The 14,841-nt window shown below is 60.7% G+C and carries 17 protein-coding genes; 7 read left to right on the forward strand and 10 right to left on the reverse strand.

Features of this window, described 5'->3' with window-relative positions; translation table 11 throughout:
* Positions 1-46: 46 nt before the first annotated feature.
* Together ACO6TG_RS21590 and ACO6TG_RS21595 are read left to right on the forward strand one after the other, a co-directional pair.
* A complete protein-coding gene (locus ACO6TG_RS21590; protein WP_422375086.1) occupies positions 47-514 on the forward strand; it encodes a MarR family winged helix-turn-helix transcriptional regulator in 468 nt (155 codons plus the stop codon).
* Between the two features lie 21 nt (positions 515-535).
* A complete protein-coding gene (locus tag ACO6TG_RS21595) occupies positions 536-1,180 on the forward strand; it encodes a cysteine hydrolase (protein WP_422375087.1) in 645 nt (214 codons plus the stop codon).
* A 45-nt stretch (positions 1,181-1,225) separates the two neighbouring features.
* On the opposite strand, the gene ACO6TG_RS21600 is transcribed toward ACO6TG_RS21595, so the two are convergent.
* The gene (locus ACO6TG_RS21600; RefSeq protein WP_422375088.1) at positions 1,226-1,927 is read right to left on the reverse strand and encodes a glutathione S-transferase family protein; all 702 of its coding nucleotides are present in this window, start codon (positions 1,925-1,927) and stop codon (positions 1,226-1,228) included.
* Between the two features lie 96 nt (positions 1,928-2,023).
* Between ACO6TG_RS21600 and ACO6TG_RS21605 the strand changes: the two genes are divergently transcribed.
* The 3 genes from ACO6TG_RS21605 to tyrS all read left to right on the forward strand — a co-directional run bounded on the left by ACO6TG_RS21605 (position 2,024) and on the right by tyrS (position 4,822).
* Positions 2,024-2,467, forward strand: coding sequence for a MarR family winged helix-turn-helix transcriptional regulator (locus tag ACO6TG_RS21605; protein WP_422375089.1), 444 nt, complete (start codon positions 2,024-2,026; stop codon positions 2,465-2,467).
* A 95-nt stretch (positions 2,468-2,562) separates the two neighbouring features.
* Positions 2,563-3,147 carry a hemerythrin domain-containing protein gene (locus tag ACO6TG_RS21610; RefSeq protein WP_422375090.1) on the forward strand — a complete coding sequence of 195 codons (585 nt, stop codon included), beginning with the start codon at positions 2,563-2,565 and terminating at the stop codon, positions 3,145-3,147.
* A gap of 397 nt (positions 3,148-3,544) precedes the next feature.
* Positions 3,545-4,822, forward strand: coding sequence for a tyrosine--tRNA ligase (gene tyrS, locus ACO6TG_RS21615; RefSeq protein WP_422375091.1), 1,278 nt, complete (start codon positions 3,545-3,547; stop codon positions 4,820-4,822).
* 225 nt (positions 4,823-5,047) lie between these two features.
* Here tyrS and ACO6TG_RS21620 read toward each other — a convergent pair whose 3' ends face one another.
* The 3 genes from ACO6TG_RS21620 to ACO6TG_RS21630 are packed head-to-tail and all read right to left on the reverse strand — an operon-like array spanning position 5,048 to position 6,262.
* On the reverse strand, positions 5,048-5,263 hold the full coding sequence (locus ACO6TG_RS21620) for a tautomerase family protein (RefSeq protein WP_094074144.1): 216 nt from the start codon (positions 5,261-5,263) through the stop codon (positions 5,048-5,050).
* A gap of 1 nt (position 5,264) precedes the next feature.
* Complete coding sequence (locus tag ACO6TG_RS21625) at positions 5,265-5,651, reverse strand: nuclear transport factor 2 family protein (protein ID WP_422375092.1); 387 nt, start codon at positions 5,649-5,651, stop codon at positions 5,265-5,267.
* Positions 5,648-6,262 (reverse strand): glutathione binding-like protein, encoded by a 615-nt coding sequence (locus tag ACO6TG_RS21630; RefSeq protein WP_422375093.1) that lies wholly within the window; start codon positions 6,260-6,262, stop codon positions 5,648-5,650. The genes ACO6TG_RS21625 and ACO6TG_RS21630 overlap by 4 nt, the downstream gene beginning before the upstream one ends.
* A 479-nt stretch (positions 6,263-6,741) precedes the next feature.
* On the opposite strand from ACO6TG_RS21630, the gene ACO6TG_RS21635 reads away from it, so the two are divergent.
* Complete coding sequence (locus ACO6TG_RS21635; RefSeq protein ID WP_422375094.1) at positions 6,742-7,116, forward strand: winged helix-turn-helix transcriptional regulator; 375 nt, start codon at positions 6,742-6,744, stop codon at positions 7,114-7,116.
* A gap of 23 nt (positions 7,117-7,139) precedes the next feature.
* Positions 7,140-7,850: an alpha/beta fold hydrolase gene (locus tag ACO6TG_RS21640; protein ID WP_422375095.1), complete on the forward strand. Its 711-nt coding sequence runs from the start codon at positions 7,140-7,142 to the stop codon at positions 7,848-7,850.
* A gap of 237 nt (positions 7,851-8,087) precedes the next feature.
* Here ACO6TG_RS21640 and adh read toward each other — a convergent pair whose 3' ends face one another.
* From adh to ACO6TG_RS21670, 6 genes are all read right to left on the reverse strand, one after another.
* Positions 8,088-9,608, reverse strand: coding sequence for an aldehyde dehydrogenase (gene adh, locus ACO6TG_RS21645; RefSeq protein WP_422375096.1), 1,521 nt, complete (start codon positions 9,606-9,608; stop codon positions 8,088-8,090).
* 105 nt (positions 9,609-9,713) lie between these two features.
* Complete coding sequence (locus ACO6TG_RS21650; RefSeq protein ID WP_422375097.1) at positions 9,714-10,685, reverse strand: GAF domain-containing protein; 972 nt, start codon at positions 10,683-10,685, stop codon at positions 9,714-9,716.
* 278 nt (positions 10,686-10,963) lie between these two features.
* The gene (locus ACO6TG_RS21655) at positions 10,964-12,103 is read right to left on the reverse strand and encodes a site-specific DNA-methyltransferase (RefSeq protein ID WP_422375098.1); all 1,140 of its coding nucleotides are present in this window, start codon (positions 12,101-12,103) and stop codon (positions 10,964-10,966) included.
* A 131-nt stretch (positions 12,104-12,234) separates the two neighbouring features.
* On the reverse strand, positions 12,235-12,921 hold the full coding sequence (locus ACO6TG_RS21660; protein ID WP_422375099.1) for a DNA-3-methyladenine glycosylase I: 687 nt from the start codon (positions 12,919-12,921) through the stop codon (positions 12,235-12,237).
* 162 nt (positions 12,922-13,083) lie between these two features.
* The gene (locus tag ACO6TG_RS21665) at positions 13,084-13,890 is read right to left on the reverse strand and encodes an amino acid ABC transporter permease (protein ID WP_422375100.1); all 807 of its coding nucleotides are present in this window, start codon (positions 13,888-13,890) and stop codon (positions 13,084-13,086) included.
* A 107-nt stretch (positions 13,891-13,997) separates the two neighbouring features.
* On the reverse strand, positions 13,998-14,798 hold the full coding sequence (locus tag ACO6TG_RS21670; RefSeq protein ID WP_422375101.1) for a transporter substrate-binding domain-containing protein: 801 nt from the start codon (positions 14,796-14,798) through the stop codon (positions 13,998-14,000).
* Between the last annotated feature and the right edge of the window lie 43 nt (positions 14,799-14,841).

Raw genomic sequence — 14,841 nt, forward strand, 5'->3', positions numbered from 1 at the left:
AATATGATTGTCATTATGACATAAAAATTGTCGAAAGAGGTGCCCCTTGAACAAATCTGTCGAGCTTTACGAAATTATCCGCCTGATCCGGCCGGTGCATAGGCGCCTGGCGCGGGCGGTGGAAGCCAAACTGGAAGGAACCGGCGTCACTGTCGGCATGCGCGCCGTGATGGAGGTGCTGGAGGAGGCCGGGCCTATGTCCGTGCCCGATACCGGCCGCGCGTTGTTCCTGGCGCGTCAGCAGATCCAGCTGATGATGAATGCGCTGGAGGAGCAGGCGCTGGTGGAGCGCAAACCGAATCCGGCCCACAAACGCTCGCCGCTCTTTGCGTTGACGGAAAAAGGGCGGGGCGCGTTCGGGGAGATCCGGGCAAAGGAAAATGACGAGATCGACGCGGTCTGCGAACTCTTTTCCGAGACGGATCTGACCTCTGCCCAGAAAGTGCTTTGCGCGATGCTCGACCATTTTGCCGCGTTCGAGGATGACCCGGACCGGCCCAAATCCCTGGAATAGTGCTTTGACGGGAGACATGTCATGACCGGCTTTTGGATCGTAATCGGACTGTGTGTTGTGGCCCTGGTGGCCTATGTCATTCTCTCACTCAGAAAGCTGTCTGTGCCGACAACGGGGGCGCTGATCGACGGAGCGATGCGCCCGGAAACGGCGCTGGTGGTGATTGATGTCCAGGAGGATTTCACCCGCAACACCGGAAAGCGGGCGTTCGATCCTAAAAAACGCGATGCGGCGCTTGAGGCCATCTCCGAAGAGATCGCTCTGAGTCGGAAGGCGAGGCATCAGGTTGCCTTTGTCAGCAATGTCTTTCGCGACTGGCCGGTGATCCTGGCAATGAAACTGGTTGGCGATGGTGTCGGAACGCCAGGCCGCGAAGGCCTGAAGCTGGATCGCACGCTGGATGTTCGCGGCGCGCCGGAGTTTGAAAAGTCGATCGGCGACACTTTCAGCAATCCCGATTTCGAAGCATGGCTAGCTGAAAAACGTGTCGGCCGTTTGATCCTGGTCGGTCTGGACACCTGTTACTGCGTGCAGCTGACCGCCAGGGGCGCACTCGCCCGAGGCTATCAGGTTGAAATTCGCGAACCGGCCACCTTGACCGGGACACCGGACAAATGGCCACCGCTCAAGGCCGAACTCGGAGAGGCCGGCGTGGCATTCGCCTGACCTGGCGCGTGGCCAGGGGAACGTCGCCGACGGTCGCGTTATCCGTTAACAGGCCATCGCAGTGCTTTCGCGTCGGTCATGAAGGTCCAGCAGGTGCGACATCCAGCTGTTTTTCTTGCGCAAGAATCCCCGGAGCAGGTTCGGGTATTCGCTGGACACCGCGTTGCGCACGGACGGGCGCTGAGAAAGCTGATGACGCCAGGCCAAGACCTTGTCGAGCCCCTCAAGGATATCGAGGGAAAGGAAGGTCTCGAACACGTCGAAATAGCGGAATACCGGTGCAAATGCGGCATCCACGAGCGAGAAGGATGACCCGGCAAAGAACGGTCCGCCGGGCGCAATGACGTCCTCAAGGTGCCGGAACTTTTGTGCCAAGGCGGCTGAAGCTGCAGCAAAGCCGGTGTCGTCCTGCGCGCTGTAAAGAGCACCGATCTCGTTCAGCGTCTGGGAGGCGAATTCAACATAGGCCCGGTGCCGCGCCCGCTCGAGCGGGTCATCCGGATGCAGTTTCGGCGCGGTTGTCTCGTCCAGATACTCAACAATCGGAGCGGATTCAAACAGGTATCGGTCGCCAGTCTTGAGCAGGGGAACCTTGCTTAGCGGTGACGCGGTTCTGAACCAGTCCGGCTTGTTGGCAAGGTCAATCATGATGCGCTCGAACGGGATTTCCTTCTCGGCAAGAACGATGGCGGCGCGCTGAACATAGGGGCAGAGCGTGTGGCTGATCAGGGTGAGGGATGTCGTCATTGGGGATCTCCATTTTCATGCATTTGCATTCAAATAGATGCAGATGCATGAAAAATCAAGATTGATGCAATTGCATAAAGTTTATATGTCTCGGACATGATGACAAAAAGCGATCCATCGCCAGCCACGGTCGATGCCTGGGCGCGGCTTCACCGGGCCAGCGGCAAGGTGCTTGAGCGGGTGGAAGGCAGGCTGAAAGCCGAGGGTTTTCCGCCGCTCGGCTGGTATGACATTCTGCTGGAACTGCGCCGCGCCGAGGGGCAGGCCTTGCGTCCGGTGGACATCGAGAAACGGATCCTCCTGGCGCAGTACAATGTCTCCCGGCTGATCGATCGGCTGGTGACGGCAGGCTATGTCGAAAAGCGCAAGAGCCCAAAGGATGGCCGGGGTGTGATGATCTGTCTGCTGCCGGCGGGTGAAGCGCTGGTGGCCACGATGTGGCCGAAGTATCGCGACGCGGTCGAAGCGGAGTTCGCTGGTCTTCTCGACAAGGGCGATGCAGAGACCCTCTGGCAGATCCTGGGCAAGCTGTTGCCCTGAGCTCATGCCTGCAGAGCGTGAACACACTGTTTCCGGCAAGGCTGCGCAAGGCAGCCTATATATGCTCGGCAAGAGCAGCTTGGAGTGGGAACGATATGCAGGACAGGACCGATCTTGACCAAAGGAACGGATTGCCGGACGAGTGGCTGTTCCTGTTGAGAGACCATCCGCGCGCGGACTGGTCCGGTCACCGGCAGCTCGGTCCTCTCACCGAGTTCTGGCTGGCGCGCCACAACGGGTTCCGTCAATTGGGCCAATCGCTCGAACAGCTGCTGTCGGACTTTCGGGAAGACCGGATCGAAGCAGACCGGTTCGGCGCACTGTTCGCTCCGCGGCTGCAGCAGTTCCTGTCCGAACTGCATCACCATCACATGATCGAGGATCATCACTATTTCCCGGTCTTCATGGCGGCGGAAAAGCGGCTTGTGGCCGGCTTCGAATTGCTCGAGGGCGATCACGAGCTGATCCATCACCGCATCGAAACCGTGGTCAAAAGCGCCAACACTCTGTTCGGGCAGATGGGAACGCGCGACCGTGACGCCATCCGCCGTGCGGCAGACGGTTTTGCAGGTGTCAGCGACACCTTGATCAGCGGCCTGATGCGCCACCTCGACGACGAGGAAGACCTGATCGTGCCCCTGATCCTCGACCGCGGCGAGCGGGAGCTGGGTCTTTCTTAGGCCAGACGCTTGGTCAATGCATCCTACGATTGGGCACCTGTCGGGCCGTTCCCTCCGTGTCACCCCGGGTTTCGCTTCGCTCGCCCGGGGTGACACGGAGGTCTTTGAAAGCTCTGGATCCTCATTGGCTTTGCCATGAGGCATTCCTGTCACACCCGACGAGACGACGGTGATCCCCAAGACACAACAGGCTTGACTCTTTCCCGTTCGTCGCGCACATAAGCTGTCATGACCAAGATGAGCGCACCCTTCGTGTATTTTTATTACGTCACCGACATACCGGCGGCTGCGTAGGATCTTGTTCACCCGATAGAAACCTCAAAAGCCGCCGCGTCAGGCGGCTTTTTGGTTTCCGACCCCAAGCTTCCTGGCGGGGGAAAACCCAGGAAGCAGACCCATGACAAAACATATGATCGAAGCCGGCAAGCCGGCGACCAAACTCCGATCCGAAGCGCTTGCCGTGCTTCTGGAGCGTGGCCTTGTGCATCAGTGCACGGATATCGAAGCGCTCGACGAAACGCTTTCCAAAGGGCCTATCACCGCCTATGCCGGGTTCGATGCCACGGCCGCCAGCCTTCATGTCGGACACCTGATGCCGCTGATGACCATGCGCTGGCTGCAGAAGCTGGGCCACAAGCCGATCATCGTCCTGGGCGGCGGCACCAGCCAGATCGGCGACCCGAGTTTCCGCAACGATGCGCGCCCGCTTCTGGAAGAACGCCAGATCGCGGCCAATATCGCCACCATCCGCCGCTCGGTAGAGCGCCTGGTGGATATGGAAGGTGAGGACGGGGCACTTCTGGTCGACAACGCGGAGTGGCTGAATGAGTTCCGCTTCCTGGAATTCCTCCGCGACTATGGCTCCCAGTTCACCGTCAACCGCATGATGACCTTCGACAGCGTCAAGTCACGCCTCGAAGCGCAGATGCCCCTGACCGTGCTGGAGTTCTGCTACATGATGCTGCAGGCCGTCGATTTCCTGGAACTCGCCAAACGGCACAAGTGTTCCCTTCAGGTTGGCGGGTCCGACCAGTGGGGCAACATCGTCAATGGTGTGGAACTCGGCCGCCGCGACGGCCGCAAGCTGCATGGCCTCACTGTGCCGCTGCTGACCACAGCGAGCGGCGCCAAGATGGGCAAGACTGCCGCCGGTGCCGTCTGGCTGCATCCCGAACACCTGTCGCCCTTCGGCTTCTGGCAATTCTGGCGCAACACGGCCGATGCGGATGTCGCCAAATTCCTGCGTCTCTTCACCGAACTGCCGATGAGCGAGATCGACCGCCTGGCGGCACTGGAAGGGGCTGAACTGAATGAGGCCAAGAAGATCCTGGCAACCCAGGTGACCGCGATTGTCCATGGACCGGAGGAAGCCCGGGCGGCGCTGCAGCAGGGGGATGCGCTGTTCTCCGGCGAAGGCGACATTCTGGAACCGACGCATACCTTGCCGCTGACACGCCTTGCCGAGGGCCTGGGCCTTCTGGAACTTGTGGTGGCCGTCGGCTTTGCCGCGTCCAACGGCGAAGCGCGGCGTCTGGTGGAAGGTGGCGGTGTCCGTCTCAACAATGCCATCGTCGACGACCCGCGCCGCCGCATCGCCACGGGCGATCTTCAGGCCGATGACCGCCTGTCGGTATCGGTCGGGCGCCGCCGCAAGGCCTTGATCGGGTTTGAGTGAGGCGGACTAGTTGGTGTTGTCAGCAAGTGTGGCGAGGAGCCTCATCGTGCCTCGCCACACACTCGCATCCTGGTTTTCAACATCGTCATTGCAGGGCTTGACCCTGCAATCCATGCCGTGAGTTTTCAACGGAAAGCAAGCGGTATGGATCCCATGGTCGAGCCATGGGATGACGAAGTTGAGTGGAAACCGGGTGGCTTGCCCGGCTCCTGCCTCTCGATCCGCTCAGCCTGCCGTTTCTAGCAGCTGTCTGCGATACTCTTCCGCTGGCACGCCACCGATCCCCCAGTTGTCCAGGTCGACTTCGTCGATCACCACGAACGTGGTCGACGGGTTCTTGTCGAGTACCTCGACCAGAAGGTCGGTGGCACCCTTGATGAGCCTTTTTTTCTGCTCCGCGGTCACCCCTTCACGGGTCACCTGAATGTTCACGTATGGCATTTCAGGCTGCTCCTTCTTCTCTCGGTTTGATCTGGAAAATCTTGGCCATGATCTTCCAGCGCCCGTCCTCGCGCACGAAGGTCAGGAAGTCGGTGAAGTCATTGTTGCCGATCGAACAGCGGACACGGGCAAAAGCCGTGTTGTCACCGGCGAGCTGGATCTCGTCGATCACATCCCGGCGCGCTTCGCCCCTGGATGCCGGCGATTGCCGCTTGGCGACCACCGGCACGTATTCCGCCATGGTCCGGTGAAGGAGGGGCGTCTCATCGGCGGTCGCATAGACCGCCTTTGGATGAAATACCTTCTCCAGAAGCACCGTGTCGCAGTGGTAGAGGGCGTCGAAATAGTCGCCAATGACCGACTGTATATCCGTCAGTGCGTTGCTCATGCGGCCAGGCCTTCTTCTTCCAGCGTCTTGCGCGTAGCCGGGCGGTTCGCGATCCGCTCCAGATAGGCTTTGGTGCCCGGCCAGGCGTCCAGCGACACGCCGATGAAGTTGCTCCAGTTCAGGATCACGAAGGCATAGGCGTCCGCCACGGAAAACGTGTCGCCCAGCAGGTAGTCGCCACCCTTGTTCAGAAGCGCATCAAACTGGCCGAGCTTGGCGTCGAGCTTCTTCCGGTTCTCTCTTGCCCGGTCTTCTGAAAAGGTCTGGCCAGAGAAATAGGGGCTGAAACCCTTGTGCAATTCGGACGACAGGAAACTGAGCAGCTCCAGGGTCCGGAAGCGGTCAAGCGGCCTGCCGGTGCTGTCGGACGAGAGCTCCGGATGCTGTTCGCCGAGCCAGTGCAGGATGGCGACGTTTTCGGTCAGGACATCCCCGGAAGCGAACTCAAGCGCGGGCACATATCCGCGGGGATTGGTGTCGGCATAAGCCGCTCCGGTCTCGGTCAGGCCGGCCTCCGTGTCGACCTTTTCCAGGCTGTAGCTGGCGCTGGCCTCGTTCAGAAGCAGATGCGCGGCCATCGAACAGGCACCGGGTTTGTAAAAGAGTTTCATCGCTAGGCTCCATCGTTTGCGTCGATGGCCAGAAGGTGTTCCCTCAAGTCACCATTGACAAGTAGGTTTCTGATGGTAACTATGTTTTTCAAGTTACCCGGGAGAAACCTGATGACCGGAGCGAAATCGGGGAGGGGTGAGGAAGACTTGCGTTTGAGCGAGACAAGAGCTGTGGTCAGCTTGAAAAATGATTGATGCCTCATTTCGGGCTCGGGACAGCGCCACCAACCCCTGTGTCACCCCGGACGAGCGTAGCGAGATCCGGGGCCCACTCGTTTCCAGAGCGCTGACATAAGGCAACGCGACGAGACCTGGCACGACTTGTTTCAGCAAGAGGCCAGGCGAGTAGGCCCCGCATCTGCGCTGCGCTTGTCCGGGGTGACACCAAGAACAGGACGTGACAGCTTCAGTGAGAGGCGACAGATGCCAAGACGCCGAAAACCTGAGCTAATGCGAGACGTCGAAAAAGAGCCAGAGACATGCCACTGAAAATGCGCAAGAACCGAAGCCCGAAACCGCCGGCGCCCTGCCTTTTGACAGAGTGCATGCAGGTGATCGCCGGTGCCTGGGCGCCGAATGTCATCTGGAGCCTTCGGGCCGGGCCACGGCGCTTCAACGAGCTGAAAACCGATATCCCTCCTGTCTCCTCCAAGGTGCTGTCCGCGCGCCTGTCCGAACTGGAAGAACGCGGCGTTCTCATCCGCCATGTCCGGCCGACGTCGCCACCATCGGTCGAATATGAACTGACGGAACTGGGTGAGGAACTGATCCCGGCCCTTGAAGCGATTGTTGCCGTGGGCCACAAATTGAAACAGCGGCGCGGCTACAAGATGGATGTGGAGGCCGCCGAATAGGTCTGATCGCCGGGGAGAGCAAGGTGACAAAGACATTTGTTCTGGTGCATGGCGTCTGGCACGGGGGCTGGTGCTGGTCGCGGCTGGTCGATCAGCTGCGCGCACGTGGACACCGGGTCACGGCGCCGACCCAGACCGGTCTTGGCGAACGCGCGCATCTCCTGACCGCCGATATCACGATCGAAACCTTCGTGGAGGATATTGTCCGCCACCTGGACTGCGAAGACCTGAAGGACGTGACCCTGGTGGGGCACAGTTTCGGCGGCATCCCCATCACCGGCGTCGCGGACCGTGTGCCGGAACGGATTGGAAAGCTGGTCTATCTGGACGCCATCATGCTTTCGAGCGGGGAAACCTGGTTCGATCTGCTGCCGGAAGACATGGCGGCGGACCGTCGGGCGCTTGCGGAAAGTTCTAGTGGCGGTCTCAGTCTGCCGCCGGCACCGCCTGAAAGTTTCGGCGTGACCCGCCCTGAAGATGCCGCCTTCCTGGCGCCGCGCCTGACCCCACATCCATTCCGGACCTTCACCACCGCGCTGGATCTCAAGAACCCGGTCGGCAATGGCTTGCCTGCCCATTACATCCAGTGCACCGATCCGCCTTATCGGCCGGCCAGGGTCGCGCTGGAACGCGCCATCGGCTTCGGCTGGCCCGTTTCCCAGATTGCCACGGGGCACGACGCCATGGTGACGGAACCGGAGGCCCTGGCGGATTTGCTGGAAGAAGTTGGCTGACGATTTGACACCCAACCCTATCGTCGTCCTCCCGGCCAAGCACAGCGCGAGCCGGGATCGGGGAGGCACGTTGCCCACCGAACCCGGCCGAAGATATTCGAAGTCTTGGCTTCTCCGATCCCTCATCTTCGCTTCGCTGCGTCCGGGATGACGATCATGTGCGCAAGAGTGCGGGGCGGTCCCATTCGGAACCGCCCCGCTGACTGCCATAGCAAGATCGGGTAACGCTGGCAGCCTTTAGAAGAACCCGAGTTTGTTCGGGTTGTAGCTGACCAGCATGTTCTTGGTCTGCTGGTAATGGTCGAGCATCATCTTGTGGGTCTCGCGGCCGATGCCGGACTGCTTGTAGCCGCCAAAAGCTGCATGGGCCGGATAGGCGTGATAATTGTTGACCCACACGCGGCCTGCCTCGATGGCGCGGCCGAAGCGGTAACAGCGGTTGGCATCCCGCGACCAGACACCGGCACCGAGGCCGTACATGGTGTCATTGGCGATGGCGAGGGCTTCCTCTTCCGTCTTGAACGTGGTGACGGACACCACCGGACCGAAGATCTCCTCCTGGAACACCCGCATCTTGTTGTGGCCTTTCAGGATGGTCGGCTGGATGTAGAAGCCGCCATCAAGATCGCCGTCAAACTTGGCTTCGGCACCACCGCAGAGCACTTCGGCACCTTCCTCGACCCCGATGGTGAGGTAGGACAGGATCTTGTCCTGCTGTTCGCGGCTGGCCTGGGCGCCGACCATGGTGTCGAGAGCCCGCGGGTCGCCCTGCTTGATCGCTTTCACACGGGCAATCGCCCGCTCGATGAAAGCTTCATAGATATCTTCCTGGATGAGCGCACGGCTCGGGCAGGTGCAGACCTCCCCCTGGTTGAACGCGAACAGAACAAAGCCCTCGATGGCCTTGTCGAGAAAGGCATCGTCCTCGCGCATGACGTCGGAGAAGAAGATGTTCGGCGACTTGCCGCCGAGTTCCAGCGTCACCGGGATCAGGTTTTCCGTCGCGTACTGCATGATCATCTTGCCGGTCTGGGTCGAGCCGGTGAAGGCGATCTTGGCAATGCGCGAGGATTTTGCCAGTGGTGCACCGACCTCGGCGCCATAACCGTTGATGATGTTCAGGACGCCGGCGGGCAGGACATCTGCGATCAGTTCGGCCAGCACCATGATGGCGGCCGGGGTCTGTTCGGCCGGTTTCAGCACCACGCAGTTGCCGGCGGCAAGGGCGGGCGCCAGTTTCCAGGCGGCCATCAGGATCGAGAAGTTCCAGGGAATGATCTGGCCGACGACACCGAGCGGCTCGTGGAAGTGATAGGCAATGGTGTCCGCGTCGATTTCCGACATGGAACCTTCTTGGCTGCGCAGCACACCGGCAAAATAGCGGAAGTGGTCGGCTGACAGCGGAATATCCGCCGCCGTGGTTTCGCGGATCGGCTTGCCGTTGTCCCAGGTCTCGGCCTTGGCCAGCAGATCGAGGTTTGCTTCAATGACGTCAGCGATTTTCAGAAGGACATTGGCGCGTTCGGCTGCCGGCACGCGGCCCCAGCTTTCCTTGGCCGCATGAGCGGCGTCCAGCGCCAGCTCCACATCCGCAGCGTCCGAGCGTGCGACGTCGCAGACGGTCTGGCCGGAGATCGGCGTGATGTTGGAAAAGTAGCGGCCGTTGACCGGCGCGACGAATTTGCCGCCAATGAAATTGTCGTAGCGGTCCTTGAACGGCGACGTCGTGTCGACCGCGATCCTGGGCATCTGGTTCATGAGATTTCCTCCTCTTGGCCCGGTCCTCCACCGGGAACGGGGAGAAGGTGCAGAGGAGAAGGCGCGCTGTCAGCAGTCGGGAAAAGGTTGCGGCATTCAAGTGTCTCAGCCCTGAGACAGGTCCGGTCCGTTATCGCCGATGCCCAGCCGTTTCATGCGCCGGTAAAGGGTCGCCCGGCCGACGCCGAGCGCGCGGGCGGCTTCCGACACATTGCCCTTGGCCCGCGCCAGCGCCCTGACGACGGCTGTTCGTTCGGCCTTTTCGAACCCGGTCGGCCCGTCTTCGCGGCCAAGCAGATCGGAGGCGGGCAGGGGGGTGATCGGGCCGGAGACTCCAAGGCCGAAGGCCTTTCGGGCGCCCCGGGTCGCACCGACGATCAGATCGTCGGAATCGACCGCAAGCAGAATGGCGGCGTCGGTCGTGTCCTTGTCGGCAAAGACGATGCGGCTGTCCGAAAAGGCGGCGCGAAAGGTGTCGACCTCGATCTGGCGTGCTGTCTGCGCCACCATCGCCGCAATCAGCCGGTTGAAGGTTTCCGTCTGGTCGGCGCGCGCCGAGGAAACATCGAGAGCCCCGGCAATGTGGCCGTCTGGACCGTAGATCGGAGCGTCCATGCAGCTCATCGCGGCATTGCGCGCCAGGAAGTGCTCGTTCCGGTGAATGATGACGGTGCGTTCCTCGGCAATGCAGGTGCCGACGCCGTTGGTGCCGACCGAGGCTTCGCTCCAGTCCGTCCCCTGGGCCAGACCCCAGTGCTCGAACACATCCGCGTCAGCGGCCGTGCTGCGCTGGTCTAGAACGACGCCGTCCGCATCGGTCAGGAGAACGGTGCAGCCGGACTGACCGACCAGCCCGAACAGTTGGTCGAGCTTGGGCGCCGCGATCTGCAGGAAGGCGCCGGCCAGGTCGCGCCGTTCCCGAAGGGCGGGATCGGTCAGGCGCTCGGGCGCACGTTTCTCTCCGGGATGAAGGCCATGTTTGTCGATGGAGCGCCGCCAGGACGCAGCGATCCGCGACACGGCGGGAGCCGAACGGGACTCAACGGTTCGAAAGACGGTTTCGACGTGATCCTTCATGATTGCCAATGACCCCGGCTGTGCTTGTCTGAATGGACGCGTCCAGCCCTTGGCCCGTTCCTCCCAAAACGTCCAGATGACAGCGCAGGATGAACCGGGGGGCGGGGGATGGCAAGGTGGTCTGCACACGGAGTTTCGCGGGGGTGTCTCAATCCTGAGACAGGTTTGTAGAAAATCTTCGCGAGAAAGAGAAGAAAAACCCCGCCTCCTGTTCTGGGAGACGGGGTTGAAGTGAACTCGCGGGGAAAGCGAAGGTCGCCTCTCTTTGTAAAGCCTGCTTATGCCTGCAGGCGGGATCTGATTTCCTTGCGCAACTCGTCGATCGGCGAAGTCTTGGCACCGTCCTTGGTGTGCCAGAACGTCCAGCCGTTGCAGGCCTCCTGACCCTGGACCAGAGCGCCGACCTTGTGGATCGAGCCGGTATGGTCTCCGGATTTCAGAGAACCGTCCGCGCGCACCACGGCCAGATGTTTGCCCTTGGAACAGGTGAGCTCCGTGCCCGGTTCCAGCAGGCCGCTTTCCAGGAGCGTGCCAAAGGGAATGCGTTTCTGGGCGCGTTTGCCCTGCTGCATTTCCAGGGCTTCCGCATTGCCCGGCTCGATGGCGTCGATGCGCTGGGTCGCCGCGTCGATATAGTCCTGCTCGCGTTCGACACCGACAAAGTTCCGGCCAAGTTTCTTGGCAACGGCCCCGGTGGTGCCCGTGCCGAAGAACGGGTCCAGAACGACGTCGCCCGGTTTGGAAGAGGCCGTCAGCACCCGGTAAAGCAGGGCTTCCGGTTTCTGCGTCGGATGGACCTTCTGACCCTGCTTGTCCTTCAGCCGTTCGGCACCGGTGCACAGCGGCAGGTGCCAGTCGGACCGCATCTGCAGATCTTCGTTGAAGACCTTCAGGGCGTCGTAGTTGAAGGTCGGTTTGGCGTCCTTGGACTTGGTCGCCCAGATCATGGTCTCGTGGGCATTGGTGAACCGTTTGCCGCGGAAATTCGGCATCGGGTTCGACTTCAGCCAGACGATGTCGTTCATGATCCAGAAGCCGAGATCCTGCAGGATCGCGCCGACACGGAAGATGTTGTGATAGGAGCCGATCACATAGAGCGAGCCATCGGGCTTCATCACCCGCCGGACGGCCAGGAGCCAGGCCCGGGTAAAGGCATCATAGGCCTCGAAGCTCTCGAACTGGTCCCAGTGGTCGTCACAGGCATCCACCTTCGACTGATCTGGCCGATGCAGGTCGCCGCCCAGCTGGAGATTGTAGGGCGGATCCGCAAAGACCAGGTCAACCGACCGGGACGGCAGCTTCTCAAGGGCGGCCACGCAGTCGCCCTTCAGGATCGTGTTCAGCCAGGAAGCACCAGCTTCCTCGGATTTGATTGGACGGGGTGCCGCGAAGGACACCCCGGTACGCAGTACACTCATTGCGACGCAATACCTCACGCAATTTCGAGTGTCATGGTTACCGGGTTTGGTAAATCAGCGGTTAAGCGGTCAAAACAAAAATTCTCATTGAATCAAGGCTTTGTTTACAATCGTAAAAGCTGAATGAGAGGTTAATGGCCTGTCCCGACCGAAAACGCCAGAATTCTGCTGATTTCATTCATGGGACGACCGGAAGTTGTCTTCCAATCGTTAAAAGCGGCCTGAATCGCCGCCTGATTTTTTTTCGACATGCGATCGTTCTCAATGACATTTTCGCGGATCAGGGCGTTAACCACGTCGCCGGAGAGGATGAAACTCTCCTTGCCCATGAAGCGCAAGGCGATTTGCCCGGTGTTGCCGCCAAGACGGCTGCCCCGCTTCTTCAGAAGCTCCATCAGGCCCACCTGATCGTCGACCGGGTAAGTGGCGAAAAACCGAGACGCGCTGCCATGTTCTGCCGCCAGGTCCTTCAGGAAAATTGCATTGTGCTGGACCGATCTGATCTTGGCGCCGTTGCGCACGATGCGGGTGTCTTTCAGCAGCGCCTCGAAAGCCTCGTCGGGAAGAAAGGCGAGGCGGGCGACATCAAATCCTTCGAAGGCCTCTTCAAAACCGGGCCATTTCTGGTCGATCACCTTCCAGCTGAAGCCGGCCTGAAACACGCATTTGGTGAACATCGCGAGCCAGCGGTCATCACCCACTGTCTCCAGTTCGGCGACGGGCCTGGGGGCGTTGTGTTCGTCCAGCAGGGCTCGCAGGGCGTCAGGTCCGCCCTTCTTGTCGGCGGCGAGGGCCTCGATCTCTTCAAAGGAACGCATGGCTCAACTCTCCAAATGAGTTCGTCATCCCGGACGCAGCGAAGCGAAGATCCGGGATCGGGGCACCCGGAGGTCTGCAACATCCAAACTGGTCCGTCGGCCCTCCGGTCCCGGCACGCGCTTTGCCTGGCCAGGATGACGACGGACAAGTCGAGTGAAACCTTACCGTTCTCCGACGTCCTTTGCCCGTTCAAATTTGCGCAGCGCAAGCGAAAGCGTGATCGTCATCATCAGGTAGATTAGGGCAACCACGTTATAGGTCTCGAAATAGCGGAACGAGCCAGCCGCATAGACCTTGCCGAGCTGGGTAATGTCGGCGACCCCAAGAACTGACACCAGCGAACTGTCCTTGATCAGCGCGATGAAATCATTGCCGAGCGGCGGCAGGATGGTCTTCAGCGCCTGCGGAAAGACGATCAGGCGGAAGCGCAGCCAGCGGTTCATGCCAAGCGCCTCGGCCGCCTCGATCTGGCCGGTATCGACAGCCTGGATGCCGGCGCGGAAGACTTCGGCGATAAAGGCCGAATACCCGATCGTCAGGGCGAGGACGGCGCGCCAGAGCAGCGGGAAGTCACGGGTGCGCAAAGTGCCGATCCCGAGCGGCTCCAGGAGCGCGTTGAGCCCGGCCACCATCAGGGGTGTCGCGACGAAGGCGATATAAAGAAGCAGCACGATGATCGGCATGCCGCGCACGATCTCGATATAGAAACGCGCGCTTTGCCTGAGGATCAGCGAACCGGACAGCGACGCCAGCGCCAGGAGCAGCCCGATCAGGGAGGCCAGGAAGAAAGCCACGAGAGTGACAAAGATGGTCAGCCAGATGCCGCGCGAGACCGTCGCCATGACCTGGCTGTAGATCTCGTCCGTGGCGATCTGGAACAGCAGAAACACCGCAATGCCAACAGCAACCAGCAGCCAATAGGGAAAGTCCTGTTTCGGAGAGCCGGTCGGATTTTTGCTGGTGAACATGGGCGATCTTGTGGTTGGCGCGTCGGCGAAGAAAAGAAAATGGCCGCTATCCGGGCCAAACCCCGGATAGCGGCCACGCTGATGAAAGTCCAGCCGTGCTCAGGCGCTTACTGGCCGACCTTGTAGTCGAAGAACCATTTCTGGTTCAGCGCATCCAGCGTACCGTCGGCGCGCATGGAGGCAATGGCCGCATTGAACGGCGCCACAAGGTCGGAGCCTTTCGGGAAGATGAAGCCGAAATCTTCAGAGCCCATGGGGTCGCCGATCAGCTTGAACGTGTCCGGATTGGCTGCAACGTATCCCCGGCCACCGGTGCTGTCGGTGAGGACGAGGTCGACATCACCGGCTTTCAGGGCCTGCACGGCCGCACCGAAGGTTTCGAACAGCTTGATGCGCGGATTGGCTTCATCGCCGTCCAGAACTTCGTAGACGGTGACGTAGAAAGGCGTCGTGCCCGGCTGGGCACCGGCCAGGAAGTCCGTGTTGGCGGCAAAGCTCTTGGGATCTGCGAACCGGTCCTCGTCGGCGCGCACCAGCATGAACATCTCGGAACGCATATAGGGCTCGGAGAAATCAACCTTGTCGGCCCGGTCTTCGCGGATCGTGATGCCGTTCATGGCAAGGTCATATTCGCCCGCGGAAACGGCGGGGATCATCGCATCCCAGCTGACATTCTCGTAGGTGATCTTGGCGTTGAGGCGCTTCGCGATCTCGGCAATCGCCTCATATTCCCAGCCGACAGCATCGCCGGACTTCGGATCGACGAATTGCAGCGGCGGATAGGTGTTTTCCGAAGCAATCACGATTTCCTTGCCGCCGAGATCCGGAAGCGTTTCGGCGCCGGCCGCAGCGCTCAGGCCGATCACGCAGGAAAGGGCGGCCGCAAGGCCGAGAAGGGTCTTTTTCATGGGAGGCTCCTGGTCAAAATTCCCAAGGACCTTAACGGTTCCC

Source organism: Roseibium sp., assembly GCF_965233565.1.
Classification (GTDB): Bacteria; Pseudomonadota; Alphaproteobacteria; order Rhizobiales; family Stappiaceae; genus Roseibium.

Excerpts from the sequence above, each read along its gene's own strand:
- ACO6TG_RS21595 (WP_422375087.1), top strand. The coding sequence starts at position 536 with ATGACCGGCTTTTGGATCGTAATCGGACTGTGTGTTGTGGCCCTGGTG.
- ACO6TG_RS21600 (WP_422375088.1), bottom strand. The coding sequence starts at position 1,927 with ATGACGACATCCCTCACCCTGATCAGCCACACGCTCTGCCCCTATGTT.
- ACO6TG_RS21605 (WP_422375089.1), top strand. The coding sequence starts at position 2,024 with ATGATGACAAAAAGCGATCCATCGCCAGCCACGGTCGATGCCTGGGCG.
- ACO6TG_RS21610 (WP_422375090.1), top strand. The coding sequence starts at position 2,563 with ATGCAGGACAGGACCGATCTTGACCAAAGGAACGGATTGCCGGACGAG.
- tyrS (WP_422375091.1), top strand. The coding sequence starts at position 3,545 with ATGACAAAACATATGATCGAAGCCGGCAAGCCGGCGACCAAACTCCGA.
- ACO6TG_RS21620 (WP_094074144.1), bottom strand. The coding sequence starts at position 5,263 with ATGCCATACGTGAACATTCAGGTGACCCGTGAAGGGGTGACCGCGGAG.
- ACO6TG_RS21625 (WP_422375092.1), bottom strand. The coding sequence starts at position 5,651 with ATGAGCAACGCACTGACGGATATACAGTCGGTCATTGGCGACTATTTC.
- ACO6TG_RS21630 (WP_422375093.1), bottom strand. The coding sequence starts at position 6,262 with ATGAAACTCTTTTACAAACCCGGTGCCTGTTCGATGGCCGCGCATCTG.
- ACO6TG_RS21635 (WP_422375094.1), top strand. The coding sequence starts at position 6,742 with ATGCCACTGAAAATGCGCAAGAACCGAAGCCCGAAACCGCCGGCGCCC.
- adh (WP_422375096.1), bottom strand. The coding sequence starts at position 9,608 with ATGAACCAGATGCCCAGGATCGCGGTCGACACGACGTCGCCGTTCAAG.
- ACO6TG_RS21650 (WP_422375097.1), bottom strand. The coding sequence starts at position 10,685 with ATGAAGGATCACGTCGAAACCGTCTTTCGAACCGTTGAGTCCCGTTCG.
- ACO6TG_RS21655 (WP_422375098.1), bottom strand. The coding sequence starts at position 12,103 with ATGAGTGTACTGCGTACCGGGGTGTCCTTCGCGGCACCCCGTCCAATC.
- ACO6TG_RS21660 (WP_422375099.1), bottom strand. The coding sequence starts at position 12,921 with ATGCGTTCCTTTGAAGAGATCGAGGCCCTCGCCGCCGACAAGAAGGGC.
- ACO6TG_RS21665 (WP_422375100.1), bottom strand. The coding sequence starts at position 13,890 with ATGTTCACCAGCAAAAATCCGACCGGCTCTCCGAAACAGGACTTTCCC.
- ACO6TG_RS21670 (WP_422375101.1), bottom strand. The coding sequence starts at position 14,798 with ATGAAAAAGACCCTTCTCGGCCTTGCGGCCGCCCTTTCCTGCGTGATC.